Below are 19,283 nucleotides of genomic sequence, written 5' to 3'. Positions count from 1 at the left end.
GCCCTGGGCGCCGCTTGAACGTGGAACGGGCGCGCGAGCGCCGCAGGCCAAGGTGCGCACCGGCCCGAGTCGAGGGGGCGGGCGCCGACCGTCGAAGAGGCTGACGCCATGAAATCTGATACCCGGCCGATCTCGCCGCATCTTCAGATCTACAAGCTGCCCATCGAGGGCAAGCTGTCGATCACCCACCGTATCACCGGCGTGGGCCTCTCGGTCGGCATGCTGCTGCTGCTGTACTGGGTCGGCGCCGCCGCCTACGGTCCGGAAAGCTACGACGCCGCCATGGGCTTCATCACCTCGTGGTTCGGCTATCTCCTGCTGCTCGGCTTCTCGGTGGCCTTCTTCTTCCACCTGGTCAGCGGTATCCGTCACCTCACCTGGGACATCGGCGTCGGCCTGACCAAGGAAGAGGCGCGTCGCTCGTCGTATGCCGTGATCGCGGCGACCGGCGTGCTGACCGTCCTCGCCTGGATCATCGGTCTGGCGTGAGGGGGAAAGATCCTATGAGCCTTCGTTCTCCGCTCGGTCGCGTCCGCGGCCTCGGTTCCGCCAAGGAAGGCGTCGGCCACTGGCTGGCGCAGCGCATCACCGCCATCGGCCTCGTGCTGCTCGGCTTCTGGTTCGTGGCGGCCGTCATCTCCAACGTCGGGGCCGACTACGCCACCTTCACCGCCTGGCTCGGCCGCCCCGGCAACGCCACCCTGATGATCCTGACGCTGGTCGCCGCCTTCTGGCACGCCGCGCTCGGTCTGCAGGTGGTGATCGAGGACTACATGCACGGCATCGCCCGTGCCGCCTCGCTGATCGCCGTCAAGATCGCCTGCTTCGCGCTCGGCGCGTTCGGTGTCCTGTCGGTTCTCAAAGTCGCCGTTGGAGGCTGAAGTCAGATGGCTGCTTACGATCTCATCGACCATGAATACGACGTGGTGGTCGTCGGCGCCGGCGGCGCCGGCCTGCGCGCCACCTTCGGCATGGTCGCCGCCGGCCTGAAGACGGCCTGCGTCACCAAGGTTTTCCCCACCCGCTCCCACACCGTCGCCGCCCAGGGCGGCATCGGCGCGTCGCTCGGCAACATGGCCGAGGACACCTGGCAGTGGCACATGTACGACACCGTCAAGGGCTCCGACTGGCTCGGTGACCAGGACGCCATCGAATACATGTGCCGCGAGGCCGTGCCGGCGGTGTACGAGCTGGAACACTTCGGCGTGCCGTTCAGCCGCACCGCCGACGGCAAGATCTACCAGCGCCCCTTCGGCGGCCACATGCGCAACTTCGGCGAAGCGCCGGTGCAGCGCGCCTGCGCCGCCGCCGACCGCACCGGCCACGCCATCCTGCACACGCTCTACCAGCAGTCGCTGAAGCACAACGCCGAGTTCTTCGTCGAGTACTTCGCCCTCGACCTGCTGATGGACCCGGTGGACGGCACCTGCCGCGGCGTCATCGCGCTCGACATGGCGACCGGCGAGCTGCACCGCTTCCGCGCCCACCAGACGGTGCTGGCGACCGGCGGCTACGGCCGTGCCTACTTCTCCTGCACCTCGGCCCACACCTGCACGGGCGACGGCAACGGCATGGCCGCCCGCGCCGGCCTGCCGCTGCAGGACCACGAGTTCGTGCAGTTCCACCCGACCGGCATCTACGGCTCGGGCTGCCTCATCACCGAGGGTGCCCGCGGCGAAGGCGGCTACCTGACCAACTCCGCCGGCGAGCGCTTCATGGAGCGCTACGCGCCGACCGCCAAGGACCTGGCCTCGCGTGACGTCGTCTCGCGCGCCATGACCATGGAGATCCGCGAGTCCCGTGGCGTCGGCAAGGATGCCGACCACATCCACCTGCACCTGGAGCACCTGGGCGCCGACGTGCTGCACGCCCGTCTGCCCGGCATCACCGAGACGGCGAAGATCTTCGCCGGCGTCGATGCCACCAAGGAGCCGATCCCGGTGCTGCCGACCGTGCACTACAACATGGGCGGCATTCCGACCAACTACATGGGCGAAGTGCTGCGCCCGACCGCCGAGAACCCGGACGCCGTGTGCGGCGGCCTGATGGCGGTCGGCGAAGCGGCCTGCGTGTCGGTGCACGGCGCCAACCGCCTCGGCACCAACTCGCTGCTCGACCTCGTGGTGTTCGGCCGTGCCGCCGCCCACCGCGCCGCCGAGCTGGTCAAGCCCGGCACCAAGCACAAGCCGGTGCCGAAGAGCTGCGACGACCTGGCGCTGTCGCGTCTGGACCGGGTGCGCAACGCCAACGGCTCGCAGACCACGCAGGAAATCCGCTCGGCCCTGCAGCGCACCATGCAGAACGATGCGGCCGTCTTCCGCACCAGCCAGTCGCTGAAGGAAGGCTGTGACAAGGTCAGCGAGATCGCCGGCACCCTGCCGCAGCTCAAGATCACCGACCGGTCGCTGGTGTTCAACACCGACCTGACCGAGGCGCTCGAGCTCGAGAACTTGATGACCTGCGCCCTTGCCACCATCTACGGCGCCGAAGCGCGTCACGAGAGCCGTGGTGCCCACGCGCACGAGGACTTCCCCGAGCGCGACGACGAGACCTGGATGAAGCACACCCTCGCGGTCGTCGACCACGACTACAAGGTCTCCCTCGACTACCGTCCGGTGCACACCTACACCCTGACGGACGAGATCGAGTACATCGCGCCCAAGAAGCGCGTGTACTGAGCCGGCTCCCGTGAAGCGACGCCTGTTGCGAGGATAGAAAGATGGTTGAATTCAACCTGCCGCCGAACAGCCGGGTCAAGGAAGGCAAGACCTTCAAGGCGCCGGCCGGTGCCAAGCGGGTCAAGTCCTTCAAGATCTACCGCTACGATCCGGACCTCGGCGAGAACCCGCGTCTCGACACCTTCGAGATCGACCTGGACGCCTGCGGCCCCATGGTCCTGGACGCCCTGCTGAAGATCAAGAACGAGGTCGACTCGACGCTGACGCTGCGCCGGTCGTGCCGCGAAGGCATCTGCGGCTCCTGCGCCATGAACATCGACGGCACCAACACCCTGGCGTGTCTGAAGCCGATCGACGAGGTGCAGGGCGACGTCAAGGTCTACCCGCTGCCGCACATGCCGGTGGTGAAGGACCTGGTGCCCGACCTGACCACCGTCTACGCCCAGTACCGCTCCATCGAGCCGTGGATGAAGGCGGAGACGGCGGTGGCGGCCAACAAGGAGCGCAAGCAGTCGCCGGAAGAGCGCGCCAAGCTCGACGGCCTGTGGGAATGCATCCTGTGCTTCTGCTGCTCGACCAGCTGCCCGAGCTACTGGTGGAACGGCGACCGCTACCTCGGCCCGGCGATCCTGCTGCAGGCCGCGCGGTGGATCAACGACAGCCGCGACGAAGCGACCGGCGACCGCCTCGACCAGCTCGAGGACCCGTTCCGCCTGTACCGCTGCCACACCATCATGAACTGCACCAACACCTGCCCGAAGGGCCTGAACCCGGCCAAGGCCATTCAGGACATCAAGAACAAGCTCGCCGAGCGCGTTCTGTAAGCCGACGGAACGGTCCGCAGGGACTGAACGAGAAAACCGCCGGAGGGGCAGCCCTCCGGCGGTTTTTCTTTGCCTGTTCGTCCGTTCGTCTGCCCGAGTTCCCAGGTGCCCGATGCCGGGCCTCAGAAGATCCCGAGCAGCCCGTCGCCGTCGGGGCTTTGCGGCTTCTCCGGCAGGGGCGGGACCTGGGGGATGGGCAGGTCGTCGTCTTTCCCGGCGCCGTCGGCCGGCGGGGTGACGCCCTGGTTCGGCACCCGCACGCCCAGCACGCCGGGCTGCAGGCGGCGGACGCCGTCGACGGCGATCGTGCGCTCCGGCTTCACGCAGCGGAACAGCGAGCGGTGCGGCTGCAGGGCCGTGCAGCGCAGCAGGTCGGTGCTTTCGTACACCGCCACCCGGCCCGTCTCGGCGCAGACGGCGTCGGCGAGCGCCTGCACCTCCTCGCGCGTCGCGTTGGCCGTATTGTAGCACACCGCCGGCCGGTCGAGGGTGGAGGCGCCGACGGTGGTCAGGGTGCCCGCCTCGCGCCGCATGTCCACGAAGGGCTCCGGCGCGCAGGCGGCGAGGCCGGACGCCAGGGCGGCGACGAGGGCGACGGCGGCGGAACGGGGCATGAGCGGCATCCTCTGAGGCACTCCTCCTGGCGATCGTCCCTGTTGTAGGGGATCGCGCGGCGATGGGCTAGACTGCCGATGGAGAAACGGGAAAACCCGTCGCCGGAGGAGATGTTCGATGTTCCTGCACGCCCTGCTGACGGCCCGCGCCGCCGAGGGACGCCCGCTGCGCGTCGGCCTGATCGGCGCCGGGCGGCTCGGCACCCTGGCGCTCGCCCAGGCGCGCCGGACACCGGGCCTCCACGTCATGGCCGTTGCCGACCTCACCGTCGCCCGCGCCCGCGCCGCCTGCGCCGCCGCCGGCTGGGAGGAGGGGCGAGCGGAGGCCGGCTCGCCCGCCAAGGCGCTCCGCCATGGTACTACTTGGCTCACCGACGACGCCGAAGCGCTGGTCGCCGCCGGCGGGCTCGAAGTGGTGATCGAGGCGACGGGCGATCCCGAGGCCGCCCTGCGCCACGCCGCCGCCTGCCTGGAACACGGCCGGCCGCTGGTGATGGCGACGACGGAGGCCGACGCCCTGGTCGGGCCGCTGCTCGCCCGCCGTTTCGCTGCCGCCGGCCTCGTCTACGGTCTCGCGTACGGCAGCCGGCCGGCGCTGGTCTGCGAACTGGTGGAGCGCGCCCGCACCAGCGGCTTCGAGGTGCTGGCGGCCGGCGTCGCCGCGCCGCCCCAGTCGGACGAGGCCCTCGCCGAGGGCGACCGCCGCGCCGTCGCCGAAGCCGACGGCACCGCCGTCGCCCTGGCGCTCGCCGCCGTCGCCAATGCCACCGGCCTCGCCGTGCCCGCGGATCCGCCGGCCGCGCCGCTGGTCGAGCCGGACACGCTGGCCGACCTCATGCAGCCGCGCGCCAGCGGCGGCCTGTTGCCGCGGGCCGGCGTGGTGGCGGCGGTGACCACGACGGATGCCGGCTTCGCGCGCGGTGGCTGGATCACGGTCGCGGCGGGCGGCGAGGCGACGGCCGCCGCCCTCGCCGCCACCGGGGTGCCGACGGATGCGGCTGGGCGCACGGCGGCGCTGTGGCGGCCGCAGGCGCTGGGCGGGCTGGAAGTGGCGGTCTCCGTCGCCGCCGCCTGCCTGCGCGGCGAGGCGACGGGGCACCCCACCGCCTTCCTCGGCGACGTGGTGGCGGTGGCCAAACGCGACCTGGCGGTGGGGGAGGTGCTCGACGGACCCGGCGGCGGCACGGTGCGCGGCGCCCTGATGCCGGCGGAGGACGCGGTGGCGGCGGGCCTGCTGCCGCTGGCGTTGGCCGACCGGGTGACGCTGCTGCGCCCCGTGGCGGCGGGGCGGCCGGTGCCGCGGGCGGCGGTGCGGCTCGATCCGGCGGGGCTCGGCCTGCGCCTGCGCCACGAGCTGGAAGCCGCCTTCTGCGCCGTGCCGCCCGAGGACGACGCCGCCACCGGCACCTCCGGTTGAGCGCTCGCGCGGGCTGCTGACGTGGTGGTGGCAGCGGCCCCGGCGGTCGCGCATGCCGCGTTGCGTCGGCCCGAAGACCCGTCTACTCTGCGCGGAGCCTACCACTTTAGACATGGATCCGGGGATCGGGGAATGACCGAGGGGAAGACCTTTCGTCTGGTGACGCGCAGCGACTTCGACGGCCTGGTGTGCGCCATGCTGCTGAAGGAACTCGGGATGATCGACGACATCAAGTTCGTCCACCCGAAGGACATGCAGGACGGCAAGATCGACATCACCGACCGCGACATCACCACCAACCTGCCCTACGTGGAAGGGGTGCACCTGGCCTTCGACCATCACCTGTCGGAGACCCTGCGCGTCGGCAAGCGCGACAACCACATCATCGACCCCGATGCGCCCTCGGCGGCGCGCGTGGTCTACGACTACTTCGGCGGCAAGGCCAAGTTCCCGCGCATCTCCGACGAGATGATGGAGGCGGTGGACCGCGGCGATTCCGCCGACTTCACCAAGGACCAGGTGCTGGACCCGACCGGCTGGGACCTGATGAACTTCATCATGGACGCCCGCACCGGCCTCGGCCGTTTCCGCACCTTCCGCATCTCCAACTACCAGCTGATGATGGAGCTGATCGACTACTGCCTCGATCACGACATCTCCAAGGTGCTGGAGCTGCCCGACGTGCGCGAGCGCACCGACCTGTACTTCGAGCACGCCGAGAAGTTCAAGGAACAGGTCACCCGCTGCGCCACCGTGCACAAGAACCTGGTGGTGCTCGACCTGCGCAACGAGGACACCATCTGGGCCGGCAACCGGTTCATGATCTACGCCCTGTTCCCGCAGACGAACATTTCCATGCACGTCATGTGGGGCTTCCAGAAGCAGAACACGGTCTTCGCCGTCGGCAAGAGCATCTTCGACCGCTCGTCGAAGACCAACGTCGGCAAGCTGATGCTGGAATACGGCGGCGGCGGCCACATGGCGGCCGGCACTTGCCAGGTGGAGAACTCCATGGCCGAGGAAGCCATGGCGGCGCTCGTCGACCGCATCACCACCGACGGCTGAGGTCTTCTCCGTCGTCAGAGCAGACTTGCGCGGGGCGGTCCCAGGGGCCGCCCCGCCGCCGTTCGTGCTAGGCTGCACCGGCCGTCACGAAGGAGCCGAGCCATGCCCGCCGCCGACTACGTCACCGCCGAAGACCTGCGCCAGCTCATGATGTCGGCCGAGGAGCGCCGGCACCGCGAGCGGGTGGAGGCCGAGGAACGCGCCCGCAAGGCGCACGACGAGCTGGTCGCCCGCTTCCGCGACAGCCACCTGACCGAAGCCGAGAAACACGCCCTCATCAACCACTTCAAGGAAGCGGCCGAGCGCGACGAGAAGGAGCTGCTGGTCTGCCGCTTCCCCAGCGACGCCTGCACCGACGGCGGCCGCGCCATCAACAACAGCCTGCCGGAGTGGCCCGACACCCTGCTCGGCAAGCCGCGCGACATCTACGACCTGTGGCACGAGCACCTGCATCCCCTCGGCTTCCGCCTGCGCGCCCGCATCCTGGAGTTCCCCGGCGGCATCCCCGGCGACGCCGGCCTGTTCATCGGCTGGAGCGTGTGATACCTCCGCGCCCATGACCGACACGCTCGCGACCATCCGCCCCGTCCGCCCCGCCGATGCCGAGGCCATGACCGCCCTCTACCGCGCCTCGGTGGACGGCGTCGGGCCGCGCGACTACGGCCCCGAGCAGGTGCGCGTGTGGGCCGGCCTCGCCCCGGCGCCCGACCGCTGGCGCGCCATGATGGCCGACGGCCGCACCGTGCTGGCGGCGGTGGACGCGGGCGACCGCCTGCTCGCCTTCGGCGACCTGGAGGCCGACGGCCACATCGACTTCCTCTACGCCGCACCCGCAGCCGCCGGCACGGGCGTCGTCGCCGCCCTCTATGCCGCCCTGGAAGCCGAGGCCCGCGCCCGCGGCATTCCGCGCCTCTATTCCGAGGCCAGCGAGGCCGCCTGCCGGTTCTTCGCCCGGCGCGGCTTCACCGTCCTGCACCGGCGGGACCTGGAGGTCGACGGCGTCGCCATCCACAACTATGCGGTTGAGAAGGGTCTGGCCTGAGGCCGCGTCCTCGGGCGGCCCCTGGACTTGGCCCCGCCCGCGCCCTATAACTCCGGGCATGAGCACGACCAGCACGACGCCGCTGCGCTTCCTGAAGATGCACGGGCTCGGCAACGATTTCGTCATCGTTGACCGGCGGACCGACGCGCGTCCGCTTCCCGCTGCCGCCATCGCCGCCGTCGGCAACCGGCGCACCGGGGTCGGCTGCGACCAGTTCATCACCATCGAGCCCGGCGACGCCGAGGCCGATGCCGTCATGGGCATCTACAACGGCGACGACGGCAGCCCATCCGGCGCCTGCGGCAACGCCACGCGCTGCGTCGCCCACCTGCTGATGCAGGAGACGGGCAAGGCCGAGGTCACCATCCGCACCGTCTCCGGCCTCCTGCGCGGCTGGCGCGACGTCGCCACCGGCCTCGTCACCGTCGACATGGGCCCGGCCCGCCTCGACTGGCAGGAGATCCCGCTGGCCGAGCCGCGCGACACCCTGCACGCCGACCTCTCCGTCGGGCCGCTGCACGATCCGGTCTGCGTCTCCATGGGCAATCCGCACGCGGTGTTCTTCGTCGACGACGTCGCCGCCGTCGACCTGCCCGCCGTCGGCCCGCAGGTGGAGCGCCATCCGCTGTTTCCGGCGCGCACCAACGTGGAAATCGTTCAGGTGCTCGACCGCGGCCGAGTGCGCATGCGGGTGTGGGAACGCGCCGCCGGCATCACCATGGCCTGCGGCTCCGGCGCCTGCGCCGTGGGGGTCGCCGCCGTGCGCCGCGGCCTCACCGACCGCCGCGTCGCGGTGGCGCTCGACGGCGGCACGCTCACCATCGAATGGCGCGAGGCCGACGGCCACGTGTTGATGACCGGCCCGGTCGCCACGGCCTTCGCCGGCACCCTCGACCCGAGCCTCCTCCCGGCCCCCGCTCCGGCTCTCACATGACCATGACCAAGCGCCTCGACCCGCAGGTGGTCACCTTCGGGTGCCGCATGAACACCTACGAGTCGGAGGTGATGCGCGACCACGCCCGCGCCGCCGGCCTGGGCGACGCCATCATCGTCAACACCTGCGCCGTCACCAAGGAGGCGGAGCGCCAGGCCCGCCAGGCGGTGCGCAAGCTGCGGCGCGACAACCCGGGCGCCCGCATCATCGTCACCGGCTGCGCCGTGCAGGTGAACGCCGACCTGTGGGCCGGCATGCCGGAGGTCGACCGCGTCCTCGGCAATGCCGAGAAGCTGAAGGCCGAATTCTACGCGCCCGGCCTCAACCAGCAGATCCTGGTCGACGACATCATGACGGTGCGCGAGACCGCCGAGCACCTGCTGGCCGGCTTCGAGGGCCACACCCGCGCCTTCGTCCAGGTGCAGCAGGGCTGCGACCACCGCTGCACCTTCTGCATCATCCCCTATGCGCGCGGGCCGAACCGCTCCGTCGCCATGGGCCGCATCACCGAGCAGGTGCGCGCCCTGGTGGACAACGGCTACCGCGAGGTGGTGCTGACCGGCGTCGACATCACCGCCTACGGCCAGGACCTGCCGGGCACGCCGCCGCTGGGGCAGATGGTGCGCCGCCTGCTCGCCAACGTGCCGGACCTGCCGCGCCTGCGCCTCACCTCGCTCGACCCGGTGGAGGTGGACGACGATCTGCTCGACCTCATCGGGCGGGAGCCGCGCCTGATGCCGCACTTCCACCTCTCGGCCCAGGCGGGCGACGACCTCATCCTCAAGCGCATGAAGCGCCGCCACCTGCGCCACCACGTCATCGAGCTGGCCGACCGCATCCGGTCCCTGCGCCCCGACGCGGTGCTCGGCGCCGACATCATCGCCGGCTTCCCGACGGAAACCGACGAGCACTTCGAGAATTCCCTGCGGCTGGTGGACGAGGCGGGGCTGACGCACCTGCACGTCTTCCCCTATTCCTCCCGCCCCGGCACGCCCGCCGCCCGCATGCCGGCCCTGCCCGGCGACGTGGTGAAGGAGCGCGCCGCCCGCCTGCGCGCCAAGGGCAAGGCGGTGATGGACGCCTACCTCGCCTCGCGCGTTGGCAGCGAGGCGCGTGTGCTGGTGGAAGACCCCGGCCGCGGCCATTGCGAACACTACGTGCCCGTACAGGTGCCCGCGACGGCGCCGGTGGGCGAGATCGTGACCGTGCGCCTGGCGGCGGTCGACGGCGACACCCTGATCGGAGAGGTCCCCGCGTGACCGACGAGACGAAGCGCCCCGAAGGCTCCGACGGCGACAACGACAAGCCGAAGAAGCGGGGGTTCTTCTCCCGTCTGTTCGGGCGCGGCGGCGACGAGGCGGAGGCCCCGGCCCCGGTTCCCGGCGACGAGGCGACGGCGCCCGAGGTGCGGCCCGATGCGCGCGCCCCCGTGCCCCACGACCAGCCGGCCGAGGGCGGCGTCGAGCAGGCCGAGCCGCCGGCCCCCCACGACGCGGGCGAGGACGCGACGGCGCCGGAAGTGCGGCCCGATCTGCGCGCCCCCGTGCCCCACGACCAGCCCGCCGAGGGCGGTGTCGAGCAGGCCGAACCGCCGGCCCTCCACGACGCAGGCGAAGAGGCGACGGCGCCGGAAGTCCGCCCCGACCCGCTGCCCTCCGCCGAGCCCGACCAGCCGGCCGAAGGCGGCCGCGCCGCGGTCGAGCCGGAGCCGGCGCCCGCCGCTGCGCCTGTGCCCGCGCCGGCCAAGAAGAGCTGGTTCGCCCGCCTGCGCGACGGCCTGTCGCAGTCCTCCAGCAAGCTGACGGAGGGCATCACCGGCCTGTTCCTCAAGCGCAAGCTGGACGACGAGGCGCTGGAGGAACTGGAGGAGTTGCTCATCACCGCCGACCTGGGCGTGACGACGGCGGCCAAGCTGACGGCCTCGCTCGCCAAGGAGCGGTTCGGCCGCGACGTGACCGGCGAGGAGGTCCGCAAGGCCTTCGCCGAGGACATCGCCGAGATCCTGGAGCCGGTGGCCCGCCCGCTCGCCATCGACCGCGCGAAGAAGCCGCATGTGGTGCTGGTGGTGGGCGTCAACGGCTCGGGCAAGACGACGACCATCGGCAAGCTGGCGCACCAGTGGCGCGACGAGGGCCTGAAGGTGATGATCGCCGCCGGCGACACCTTCCGCGCCGCCGCGGTGGAGCAGCTGAAGGTGTGGGGCGACCGCACCGGCGCCCCCGTCATCTCGCGCGACACCGGCGCCGACGCGGCGGGGCTCGCCTTCGACGCCCTGAAGGAGGCCGAGGCGGCGGGCGCCGACGTGCTGCTCATTGACACCGCCGGGCGCCTGCAGAACAAGAAGGGCCTGATGGACGAGCTGCAGAAGATCGTCCGCGTGCTGAAGAAGATGGACCCCGACACGCCGCACGACACCCTGCTGGTGCTGGACGCCACCGTCGGCCAGAACGCCCACAGCCAGGTGGAGGTGTTCAAGGAGATGGTGAACGTGACCGGCCTGGTGATGACCAAGCTGGACGGCACCGCCAAGGGCGGCGTGGTGGTGGCGCTCGCCGACCGCTTCGGCCTGCCGGTCCACTTCATCGGCGTCGGCGAGACGGCCGAAGACCTGCGCCCCTTCAAGGCGGAGGACTTTGCGCGGGGGTTGATGGGGGTTTAGGGGCGGCGCGAAACCCTCTGGCCTCGCGTGCCGCCGCGCATTACCGTTTACGGGTGTGATGGAGGCACGACATGACCGGCGCACCGCAGTACGAGACGGACTTCTACGGCTGGACCCAGGACCAGGCGGCCCGCCTGCGCCGCCTGCCGGCCGACGCCTACGATCTCGACCGCGACAATCTGGCGGAGGAGATCGAAGACTTGGGCAGCGAAAAAGTCTTCAAGGTGTCCAGCCTGCTCCGGCAGACGCTGATCCACCTGATCAAGATCGCCGCCGCCCCCGAGGCGCCGGCCGTGGCGCACTGGTACGATGAGGCGATCACCTTCCAGGGTGACGCGGTCCTCGCCTTCTCGCCCGGCCTGCGCCAGCGCATCGACCTCGACCGCATCTGGAAGCTGGCCTGCAACGGCGCGGCGGCCTCGCTGGCCGTGCATGGCGACCCCGTTCCGGCCTTGCCGAAGACCTGCCCCTTGACGCTGGACGAGTTGCTGTCGCCGGACTTCGATCCGCGGGAGGCGGTGGAGAAGGTGCTTATCGTTGGCAACGCTACGCGGGCGTAGACGGCTCATCTTGATCTGGTGGCAACACGTACTCAAGGTAGATACCCACGTAGCCGCAGAAAACCACGATCTTTCGGCGGCCCCCAAAATTCATGATAAAAGCTTCCGGCCACTCTGCGCTTGTGGCTCGAAACTTTTTTTCCCATGCAGGGAATTGTGATTCAGCCCATGGCCTAGGAATTTCAGACAAGAGCTTTGTTATTGCCGCTCCGCTCAAAGTGGTTACTTTCTCCTCAAACATGTAGTTGACCACAGGCTTTAGGAGTTCCGCTATTGAATTGCTTGGCAGGCCCCTGAACTGGGCAAAAAGCAATCCCCACAGTCCCGCTGCGGGCGGCATCCTCGCCAACTGACGTTCGCTGACGAGAAGAAGACCCTCTCGCATAGCTTCAACCTGCCGTGGGATTGGGTATGCGCCCTGAGTGGTGATATGACCTAGAAATGTGCCCGTAACAACAGGTGTCCGAGATGGCGAGCCGTATGAAAGCTCCGCCTGTACTCCGCCGTACTCGCAGGTGAGGGAGTCCGTGCCCTTACGCCGGACATGCATCCCGGCCCACCTCAGGAAGGGTTCAAGCAACTTCAATCTGGCGCCGGTGTCGTTGCTCTCGTCAAAGGCTGAAAATAGAACCCCGGCGTACCTCCGCAGATGTGCGGCAGAGGTCGTATACCTTCGTGGTCGGCCCATCTTTACCTGGCCTGATCGAGGCCACCCGCTGGCCCTGAAAAAGGCAGGAAATCTGTTATCAAAACCCGAATCGCGCCCACGAGCGGTAAAGACTTCAATCCGGCGTGCAGCCGTCACGGGGAGAGGAGCACCTAGAACGGTCTTGAATAGTTCTGGTTGGCTGTATACTTCTGGGTGCGCAACACAAATGTAAACATTGTGCCCTTCTTGGCGATTTTTCCAATCATTGACGCCAAATAATTCGCTTTCTAGAAGTGTTTGTGCTGACCGCAGAAAGCTGGTCAGCGCGATATGGCTAGGAGCGGTTCTGAAGTCTTGCCTTATGCGTTCAGGTCTGTAGAGCCACGTGATCGTAGCGTCTTGTTCGGCAAGTGACCGTCCGCTGGGCTTGGCTCCACCGTCGAGTACGACGAAGTTCACGTGAGCACATCTACCATGGAGAGCGTCGCCGTTAAGGCCATGGATCCGAGATAATAAAATGCTTGTATCTGTGAACTTGGTGACTAAGGCAAAAACCAGAAGTAGGTGTTCTTTTGTCGCACATGAAGCGTCGTGCTTAGCAATTAGCTTCTGAGTTAAATTTCCGTCATGAAGATGATAAGCGTCGAAGTTGGTGGGAAAAGCAGCCGAAGATGAGGCATGTGCTAACAAGCGACGGGATGGCTGATCGAGAGAGACAACTGCAACTGGATAAGGGCTGGCTGAACTATGCATATCGGAGGAAGAGGCGTCGTCATCGTCTATAGATAGGGAGAAACCACTCTGACTAATTCCGAACGTAGACAAGTATGGTTGGAGGGCACGAGTAAGAGCGGCGCGGAATTCTTGAACGTCCGCTGCAGAGAGAGAAGATCCTTTTACCCTTACTGTCGCTTGGTCCCCTTGAAGTCGCACGCGAGGGGGCGCGGTAAGATGGCGTTTGCCTTCTTGGGAATAATCCTTCAGTACATCAAAAGTTGCACTGAAGAGTAGTGAGCTTCGCCATCCTTCAACTGCGCGCGGCGCCGCTACCGAAAGTGAACGATCGCACCGAGTAAGGTACTTCCGTATGCTCTTCTCGTCGTCTAGGAATTGAGAAAGTTCCAAAGCAAAAAAATGTCGTTGTCGAATTTGCCTCGTTTGAGCGGCCGCGCCGCCATATTTAAGAGATTTTCTTTTGTTCCATAGATATGATTTTCATGATCTATAGATATAGCCCAAATTGCCTCATCATCTATCTTCTTGTAATTTTCTTCATCTGTAAATATCGGGATTATCATCAAGCCTTCTGGGTCAAGCTCCTCAAAATGGCTGATGTTTCCCGATTCGTTGACGTTTTGTATGTAGTAAGGATTCCTGAATGCGCACAGGAAAACCGGCAATGAGAAGCTCGGAAACTCTCCGGTGGGAACAAATAGCCCGGCGAGCTTGTATTTGTCGTCAATCATTGAGATAGCCCGCGTTTCCGTAAAAGTTCTCCACTAGATGGTCAATAAGCCCCGCCAACTCAATTGGGCGAAATCTATCCTTGATTCTATATGGTAGTATAGTGGCGTTAATTGACTTTATGTAAGATAAAATAGCTGTATTATCAGCCATTTTTACCGGCATTGCCACAGCCAGTACGGAGTTCCGGATGTCTAGAGGTGGAGACATCTGAACTTCGATGCACGAGTTTCTGTCGTCACCACCCCTGCCTTGCGATTGGATCAAGGAGTTGTAGGCTGAGGCCGCAAACTCAAGCACGGGTACGTCCGCTGCCCCATGAGCAGCTGCATCATAGTACCTTCGGTTGCTTCCGAAAAAGCGAGCGACTATTTTTTGCGCAAACCCGATATCTCCAGGTAAGCGAAAGTCTTCGAGCGTGAGGTTGTGGTGGATAAAAGGCCGATACCGCTCGAATCCTCCAGTGTCGAAGGGATATATCGCGTCGACAGGTGCTTCTGAAGGGTTTAAAACAAAACAAACTGGCGCATAGGCCAGTTCAGAATGCGCGGCATCATCCTTAAAGTTGACTCGGTATGCGGGGCGACCGTAGAAGCTGTAGACTATTTCTCTGTTAAAAACTTTGCATTTCTCCGGCAATGTTATCGCCTGCGCTGTCATTATTGAATGGAACCCAATGCAGTCTGTCGCGTGGGTCAGCGGCAGCCGCGCGGGCGGTCCTTCGGTCTCGTTAATATAGGTGCTAAAGGTCATAACTTGTGGGCGTCGGAATTTTGTAGGGCTGGCCGAAGTTGAGCAGGCAGTGGATTGCGTGTCAATGCATTGCGGCGGTTCCTGTCGTTACACACTACCCCCTCAAGCCGCGTTCGCCGCCGCCGCTGGATCGCCCAGGCCCCGACCTCCCTAAAGAAAAGGCTGGAGGTGTGGAGGCTGTGCCTCCAAGCGGATGCGGGCGGCAGCCCGCGCGCGGCACGCGCATGGGCTCCGCTCAACCGGCGGCGCAACTCTGGTCCAGGCGGGAAACGTCGGCGGCGCGGGGGCGGCGGGGTCGCCCTCCCGGAGGAGGGGATCGCGGGGTGGGAGGGGCGGAGCGTGTCCGCCGCCCCCGGCCGTGGCCGGCATCTGCCCGCGTTCGGGGGGAGCGGAGCCCGTCGGGGGAGTCGGGCTCCGGGCGGCTGCCGGGTCGTCTCGATGCAGGGGCCGCGCCGGGGAGGGGAGCCGGGGCGGTCGGTCCTGATCGCTGACATCACCCTAGCGCCGGGCCCGTCATCGCTCCAATTGGAAGTGTTGTCGCTATTGAGCGAACGGTTCGATCACGCAGCGCCGGCGCGGCGGCGGCGGGCGGGCTCGCGGTCGGCGGCGGCGTCGAGGGGCGCCAGGAAGCCGAGGAACTGGTCGGTCACCGTCTCCCACGAGAAGCCGCAGGCGTGCGCCCGGCAGCGCTCCGGCGGGATCTCCAGGGCGGCGAGGGCGGCGGCGCGCAGGTCTTCGTCCAGCACGCCGGCGCCGCTGTCGCCCAGCACGTCGGTCGGGCCGGTGACGGGGAAGGCGGCGACGGGCACGCCGCAGGCCAGCGCCTCCAGCATCACCAGTCCGAAGGTGTCGGTGCGGCTCGGGAAGACGAAGGCGTCGGCGGCGTTGTAGCAGGCCGCCAGCTCGGTATCGCCGCCGTCGGCGATGTGGAAGGTGACGGCGGGGAAGCGCTTCATGTAATCGGCGCGGCTCGGCCCGTCGCCCACCACCACCTTGCTGCCCGGCAGGTCGAGGGCGAGGTAGGCCGGCAGGTTCTTGTCCACCGTCACCCGCCCGACGTAGAGGAAGATGGGCCGCGGCAGGGCGGCGAAGAAGTCCTTGGGGCCGGGGCGGAAGGTGTCGACGTCGACGCCGTGGCTCCATTCCACCACGTTGCCGTAGCCCTCGGCCGTCAGCTCGCGGAAGACGGAGGGGGAGGGCGCCAGCACCGCCTGCGAGGGCGCGTGGAAGCGGCGGATCCAGGTGCGCAGCAGCGGCAGCGGCAGGCGCGTGCGGGCGTGGACGTATTCCGGGAACTTGGTGTGATAGGCGGTGGTGAAGGGGTGGCCGCGGCGCAGGCACCAGGCGCGGGCGACCTTGCCGAGCGGCCCTTCTGTCGGGATGTGCACCGCCTCGGGCGCGAAGGCGTCCAGCATGCGCCCGACCCGCGCCTTGGCGAAGAGGGCGAGGCGGATCTCGCTGTAGGTGGGCATGGGCACGGTGAAGAACTGGTCGGGGCTGACGACCAGCACCTCGTGCCCGCGCGCCACCAGCCGATCATGCAGGGTGCCGAGGACGCGCACGACGCCGTTGCGCTGCGGATACCAGGCGTCGGTCACGATGGCGATGCGCACGGCGGAGGGCCCTCGGCGGCGGTGGCTGCGGTGCCGAGAGTTGTGCGGGCGCCGGCGCGGCGGGTCCAGTGAAGGGTTTGCGGCGGAAATGTTGAGGGTGTGCGACAGGCGGGAGGGGCACGCCGAGGGCGGCGGCCCCTCCCGGCCCGTGCGTCAGGCCGGGCGCGGCTCGGGCGCCGGGCCGGTGTCGTTGACCGGCGGGGAGGGTGGCGCGGGCGGGATCGGCGCGCCGCCGCTGCTTCCGTTGCCTTCCAGCAGCAGGCGGGCGGGCGGCGCCTTGCCCTGCTTGTCCTCGCCGAAGTAGATGGTCTGGTGCGGGAAGGGGATCTCGATGCCCAGCTCGTCGAACTTCTTCTTCATGCGGCGATTGTACTCGCGGCCCGTGGACCATTGCTTGATGGGCAGGGTCTTGATGCGGGCCTTGATGATGACCGCGCTGTCGGCGAAGGCGTCGACGCCCAGCACTTCCAGCGGCTCCAGGATGTTGACGGCGTGTTCGGGGTCCTGGCGCATCTCCTCCAGGATCTCCTTGCACACCTCCACCACCTGGTCGGTGTCCTCGCGGTAGGCGACGCCGATGTTCAGCACGTAGTAGCTGAAGTCCTTGGTGAGGTTGGAGACCTTGTCGACCGCCGAGAAGGGGATGCTGTGCACCGTGCCGGTCATGTCGCGCAGGCGGATGGAGCGCACGGTCATGCCCTCCACCACGCCGGAATGGCCGCCCACCGCCACCACGTCGCCGACCGAGATGGTGTTCTCGAACAGGATGAAGGCGCCGGTGATGATGTCCTGCACCAGCTTCTGCGAGCCGAAGCCGACCGCCAGGCCGACCACGCCGGCACCGGCCAGCAGCGGCGCGATGTTGACCCCCAGCTCCGACAGCACCACCAGCCCGACCACCACGATCATGGCGACGAGCAGCACGTTGCGGGCCAGCGGCAGCAGGGTCTTGGCGCGGGCGGAGCGCTCCACGACGTTGCCGTCGGCGTCGGTGGTGGACAGGTAGCGCTCGATGGCCGAGGAGGCGAACTCCCAGATCACCAGGCTGACCGTCAGCACGATGGCGATGGTGACGGCGGCGCCGGCGACGCGGCGGCCGGTGCCGCTCGCCAGGGCCTCGACCACGCCGACGCCCCACACCTGCAGCACGGCCCCGGCGGCGACCACGAAGACCACCAGCCGCACGGTGGTGTGCAGCAGCGGGGTGTAGCGGTTGGCGCGCTTCTCGATGCCGGGGAAGCGGTCCTTCACGTCGTCGGAGATGTGGAACACCCGGTCGACGCCGCGCGACAGCACCGTCACGAGGCCGACGGCGAGCGCGATCACCACCGCCGACAGCACCGTGGCGCGCAGGATGTACTCGAACCCGCCATCCACCGACAACGCCCACACGCCGTAGAGGGCCAGCACGTAGAGGGCGGCCAGGATGTGCCAGACGTCGGCGAAGCGTTCACGCACGACACGGCCGATGGCGCCGGTGGGGCGCAGGGGCTTGGCGTGGGCGTCGGCCTCGGCGGCGGCGCCTTCCGGCGTGGCGTCGAGCGGCGCCTGGCGCACCACCATGCGGCGGGCGCGGATCCACTGCGCCACCGGCTGGCGGTTCTGCATGACGATGATGACCAGCAGCACGGCGATGACGGCGCCGACCACCCGGGTGATGAGCGCATGGCCGCCCGGCGGCAGGCCGAAGATCACCGCGGCCTCGGCCCCGAAGAAGCCGATGACGCCGATCAGCGCCAGCCGGCGGACCCACAGATAGAGGTAATGCGCCGTCTCGTCACCCAGCGGCAGCCAGCGCAGCGGTCGGGCGCGGGGGGCCAGCAGCAGGCGGGCGACGATCAGCACCACCTGCAGCACCGCCAGCGCCGTGATGAGCACAATGGCGGCGACGCGGGCGCTGGGCGCCGGGTTGACCAGCGGCATGACGGCGTAGCCCACGGCCACCATGGCGGCGGGCGGGATCAGCTCCACCAGCGCGAGGCCGATGGTGAGGAAGACGCGCTCGAGCCACCGCGGCTTCACCTCGCGCACCTCCAGGCGGTGGCGCGGGCGGGCGACGGCGCGCTGAGCGATCCACAGGGCGAGCAGGGCGCAGGCGACGATGCCCGTCACCCGCAAAGCGCCGAGGGCGACGCGGGCACGGATGTCGGGGTCGCCGGTCCAGCGGGCGAACCAGCGGGCGACGCCCGGCAGGTCGGCGGCGGCGGTGGCCAGCTTCACCACCTGGGCGCTGGCGGCGCCGAGGCCGGTCGACACCCGGTCGAGCAGGCGTGCGCCCAGGGACGACGGCGGCGGCGGTGCGGCGTCCACCTGCTGCTGGGCGGCGATCATGGCCTCCAGCTGGCCGATGAGCTGCTGGCGGCGGCCCTCGTCCTTCAGGGTGCCGACCAGGGCTTCCAGCTGCTCGGTGGTCTCGGCGGAGACGGCGGGCTGGCCGCCGCTCTGCTGGGCCGCCGCCGGCGGTGCGGCGGCGAGCACGGCGGTCAGCATCAGGACCAGGGCGAGAAGGGCGGGGAGGAGGCGGGGTTGTGCGGCAGTACGCTTCATGGCAAGAGGAAGCACCCTTCATCTGGTTCAACCGGCGCAACGCGCCCGGCGGCGCATCGGATGCCGACAGTTGTAGTGCATGGCGGCCGCCGACACCAAACGGAGCAGTCGACCATGGCCGTGACCATCTATCACAATCCCCGCTGTTCGAAATCCCGCCAGACGCTGGCCCTGCTGCAGGAGCGCGGGATCGAGCCGACCGTGGTCGCCTACCTGGAGACGCCGCCGTCGGCCGAGGACCTGACCCGCCTGCTCGGTCTGCTCGGCATGACGCCGCGCGAGCTGATGCGCAAGAAGGAGGCGAAGGAGGCCGGGCTCGACGATCCGGCGCTGACCGACGCCCAGCTCATCGCCGGCATGGCCGCCCACCCGGCGGTGATCGAGCGCCCCATCGTGGTGGTGGACGACGCCCGCGCCCGCCTCGGCCGGCCGCCGGAGCAGGTGCTGGAGATCCTGTGACCTTC

Annotated in this window: 19 protein-coding genes; 13 read left to right on the top strand and 6 right to left on the bottom strand. The window is 68.2% G+C overall.

Annotated elements, in window-relative coordinates; genetic code table 11:
- The first annotated feature begins 108 nt into the window (after positions 1-108).
- Genes sdhC through CRP50_RS12205 form a run of 4 tightly spaced genes read left to right on the top strand, consistent with a single transcriptional unit; the run spans position 109 to position 3,502 of the window.
- On the top strand, positions 109-489 hold the full coding sequence (sdhC, locus tag CRP50_RS12220; RefSeq protein ID WP_097279453.1) for a succinate dehydrogenase, cytochrome b556 subunit: 381 nt from the start codon (positions 109-111) through the stop codon (positions 487-489).
- A gap of 14 nt (positions 490-503) precedes the next feature.
- The gene (gene sdhD, locus CRP50_RS12215) at positions 504-881 is read left to right on the top strand and encodes a succinate dehydrogenase, hydrophobic membrane anchor protein (RefSeq protein ID WP_097279452.1); all 378 of its coding nucleotides are present in this window, start codon (positions 504-506) and stop codon (positions 879-881) included.
- Positions 882-887: 6 nt separating this feature from the next.
- Positions 888-2,678, top strand: coding sequence for a succinate dehydrogenase flavoprotein subunit (gene sdhA, locus CRP50_RS12210; RefSeq protein ID WP_097279451.1), 1,791 nt, complete (start codon positions 888-890; stop codon positions 2,676-2,678).
- Between the two features lie 41 nt (positions 2,679-2,719).
- Positions 2,720-3,502 carry a succinate dehydrogenase iron-sulfur subunit gene (locus CRP50_RS12205; RefSeq protein ID WP_097279450.1) on the top strand — a complete coding sequence of 261 codons (783 nt, stop codon included), beginning with the start codon at positions 2,720-2,722 and terminating at the stop codon, positions 3,500-3,502.
- Positions 3,503-3,624: 122 nt separating this feature from the next.
- Here the strand turns inward: CRP50_RS12205 and CRP50_RS12200 are convergent, their stop codons facing one another.
- Positions 3,625-4,116 (bottom strand): hypothetical protein, encoded by a 492-nt coding sequence (locus CRP50_RS12200; RefSeq protein WP_141415127.1) that lies wholly within the window; start codon positions 4,114-4,116, stop codon positions 3,625-3,627.
- Between the two features lie 118 nt (positions 4,117-4,234).
- On the opposite strand from CRP50_RS12200, the gene CRP50_RS12195 reads away from it, so the two are divergent.
- The 8 genes from CRP50_RS12195 (at position 4,235) to CRP50_RS12160 (ending at position 11,793) form a co-directional block, all read left to right on the top strand.
- Entirely contained in the window at positions 4,235-5,533 is a 1,299-nt protein-coding gene (locus tag CRP50_RS12195; RefSeq protein ID WP_097279448.1) for a flagellar biosynthesis protein FlgA, read from the top strand.
- A 132-nt stretch (positions 5,534-5,665) separates the two neighbouring features.
- A complete protein-coding gene (locus CRP50_RS12190) occupies positions 5,666-6,598 on the top strand; it encodes an exopolyphosphatase (protein ID WP_097279447.1) in 933 nt (310 codons plus the stop codon).
- 102 nt (positions 6,599-6,700) lie between these two features.
- The gene (locus CRP50_RS12185; RefSeq protein ID WP_097279446.1) at positions 6,701-7,141 is read left to right on the top strand and encodes a hypothetical protein; all 441 of its coding nucleotides are present in this window, start codon (positions 6,701-6,703) and stop codon (positions 7,139-7,141) included.
- Positions 7,142-7,154: 13 nt separating this feature from the next.
- Complete coding sequence (locus CRP50_RS12180; RefSeq protein ID WP_097279445.1) at positions 7,155-7,640, top strand: GNAT family N-acetyltransferase; 486 nt, start codon at positions 7,155-7,157, stop codon at positions 7,638-7,640.
- 58 nt (positions 7,641-7,698) lie between these two features.
- On the top strand, positions 7,699-8,574 hold the full coding sequence (dapF, locus tag CRP50_RS12175) for a diaminopimelate epimerase (protein WP_245913460.1): 876 nt from the start codon (positions 7,699-7,701) through the stop codon (positions 8,572-8,574).
- Positions 8,571-9,833, top strand: coding sequence for a tRNA (N(6)-L-threonylcarbamoyladenosine(37)-C(2))-methylthiotransferase MtaB (gene mtaB / locus CRP50_RS12170; protein WP_097279444.1), 1,263 nt, complete (start codon positions 8,571-8,573; stop codon positions 9,831-9,833). Before dapF ends, mtaB begins: the two co-directional genes overlap by 4 nt.
- On the top strand, positions 9,830-11,233 hold the full coding sequence (gene ftsY, locus CRP50_RS12165) for a signal recognition particle-docking protein FtsY (RefSeq protein WP_176525143.1): 1,404 nt from the start codon (positions 9,830-9,832) through the stop codon (positions 11,231-11,233). Before mtaB ends, ftsY begins: the two co-directional genes overlap by 4 nt.
- A gap of 71 nt (positions 11,234-11,304) precedes the next feature.
- Positions 11,305-11,793: a DUF29 domain-containing protein gene (locus CRP50_RS12160; protein WP_097279443.1), complete on the top strand. Its 489-nt coding sequence runs from the start codon at positions 11,305-11,307 to the stop codon at positions 11,791-11,793.
- On the opposite strand, the gene CRP50_RS25065 is transcribed toward CRP50_RS12160, so the two are convergent.
- The 5 genes from CRP50_RS25065 to CRP50_RS12150 form a co-directional block, all read right to left on the bottom strand.
- Positions 11,780-12,901 carry a hypothetical protein gene (locus tag CRP50_RS25065; RefSeq protein ID WP_141415126.1) on the bottom strand — a complete coding sequence of 374 codons (1,122 nt, stop codon included), beginning with the start codon at positions 12,899-12,901 and terminating at the stop codon, positions 11,780-11,782. The two genes, CRP50_RS12160 and CRP50_RS25065, sit on opposite strands and share 14 nt — an antisense overlap.
- 644 nt (positions 12,902-13,545) lie before the next feature.
- On the bottom strand, positions 13,546-13,908 hold the full coding sequence (locus CRP50_RS25060) for a hypothetical protein (RefSeq protein ID WP_141415125.1): 363 nt from the start codon (positions 13,906-13,908) through the stop codon (positions 13,546-13,548).
- Entirely contained in the window at positions 13,901-14,659 is a 759-nt protein-coding gene (locus CRP50_RS25055) for a hypothetical protein (RefSeq protein ID WP_141415124.1), read from the bottom strand. The genes CRP50_RS25060 and CRP50_RS25055 overlap by 8 nt, the downstream gene beginning before the upstream one ends.
- A gap of 560 nt (positions 14,660-15,219) precedes the next feature.
- Entirely contained in the window at positions 15,220-16,272 is a 1,053-nt protein-coding gene (locus tag CRP50_RS12155) for a glycosyltransferase family 4 protein (RefSeq protein ID WP_097279442.1), read from the bottom strand.
- Positions 16,273-16,425: 153 nt separating this feature from the next.
- Complete coding sequence (locus tag CRP50_RS12150) at positions 16,426-18,819, bottom strand: mechanosensitive ion channel domain-containing protein (RefSeq protein WP_141415123.1); 2,394 nt, start codon at positions 18,817-18,819, stop codon at positions 16,426-16,428.
- A 114-nt stretch (positions 18,820-18,933) separates the two neighbouring features.
- Between CRP50_RS12150 and arsC the strand changes: the two genes are divergently transcribed.
- A complete protein-coding gene (gene arsC, locus CRP50_RS12145) occupies positions 18,934-19,278 on the top strand; it encodes an arsenate reductase (glutaredoxin) (RefSeq protein ID WP_097279440.1) in 345 nt (114 codons plus the stop codon).
- Positions 19,279-19,283: the final 5 nt, after the last annotated feature.

The sequence above is a fragment of the Caenispirillum bisanense genome (assembly GCF_900230255.1).
GTDB classification, from domain to species: domain Bacteria; phylum Pseudomonadota; class Alphaproteobacteria; order Rhodospirillales; family Rhodospirillaceae; genus Caenispirillum; species Caenispirillum bisanense_A.
The sequence above is the reverse complement of the archived record's forward strand: the minus strand, read 5'-3'. Positions and strand labels throughout refer to the sequence as shown.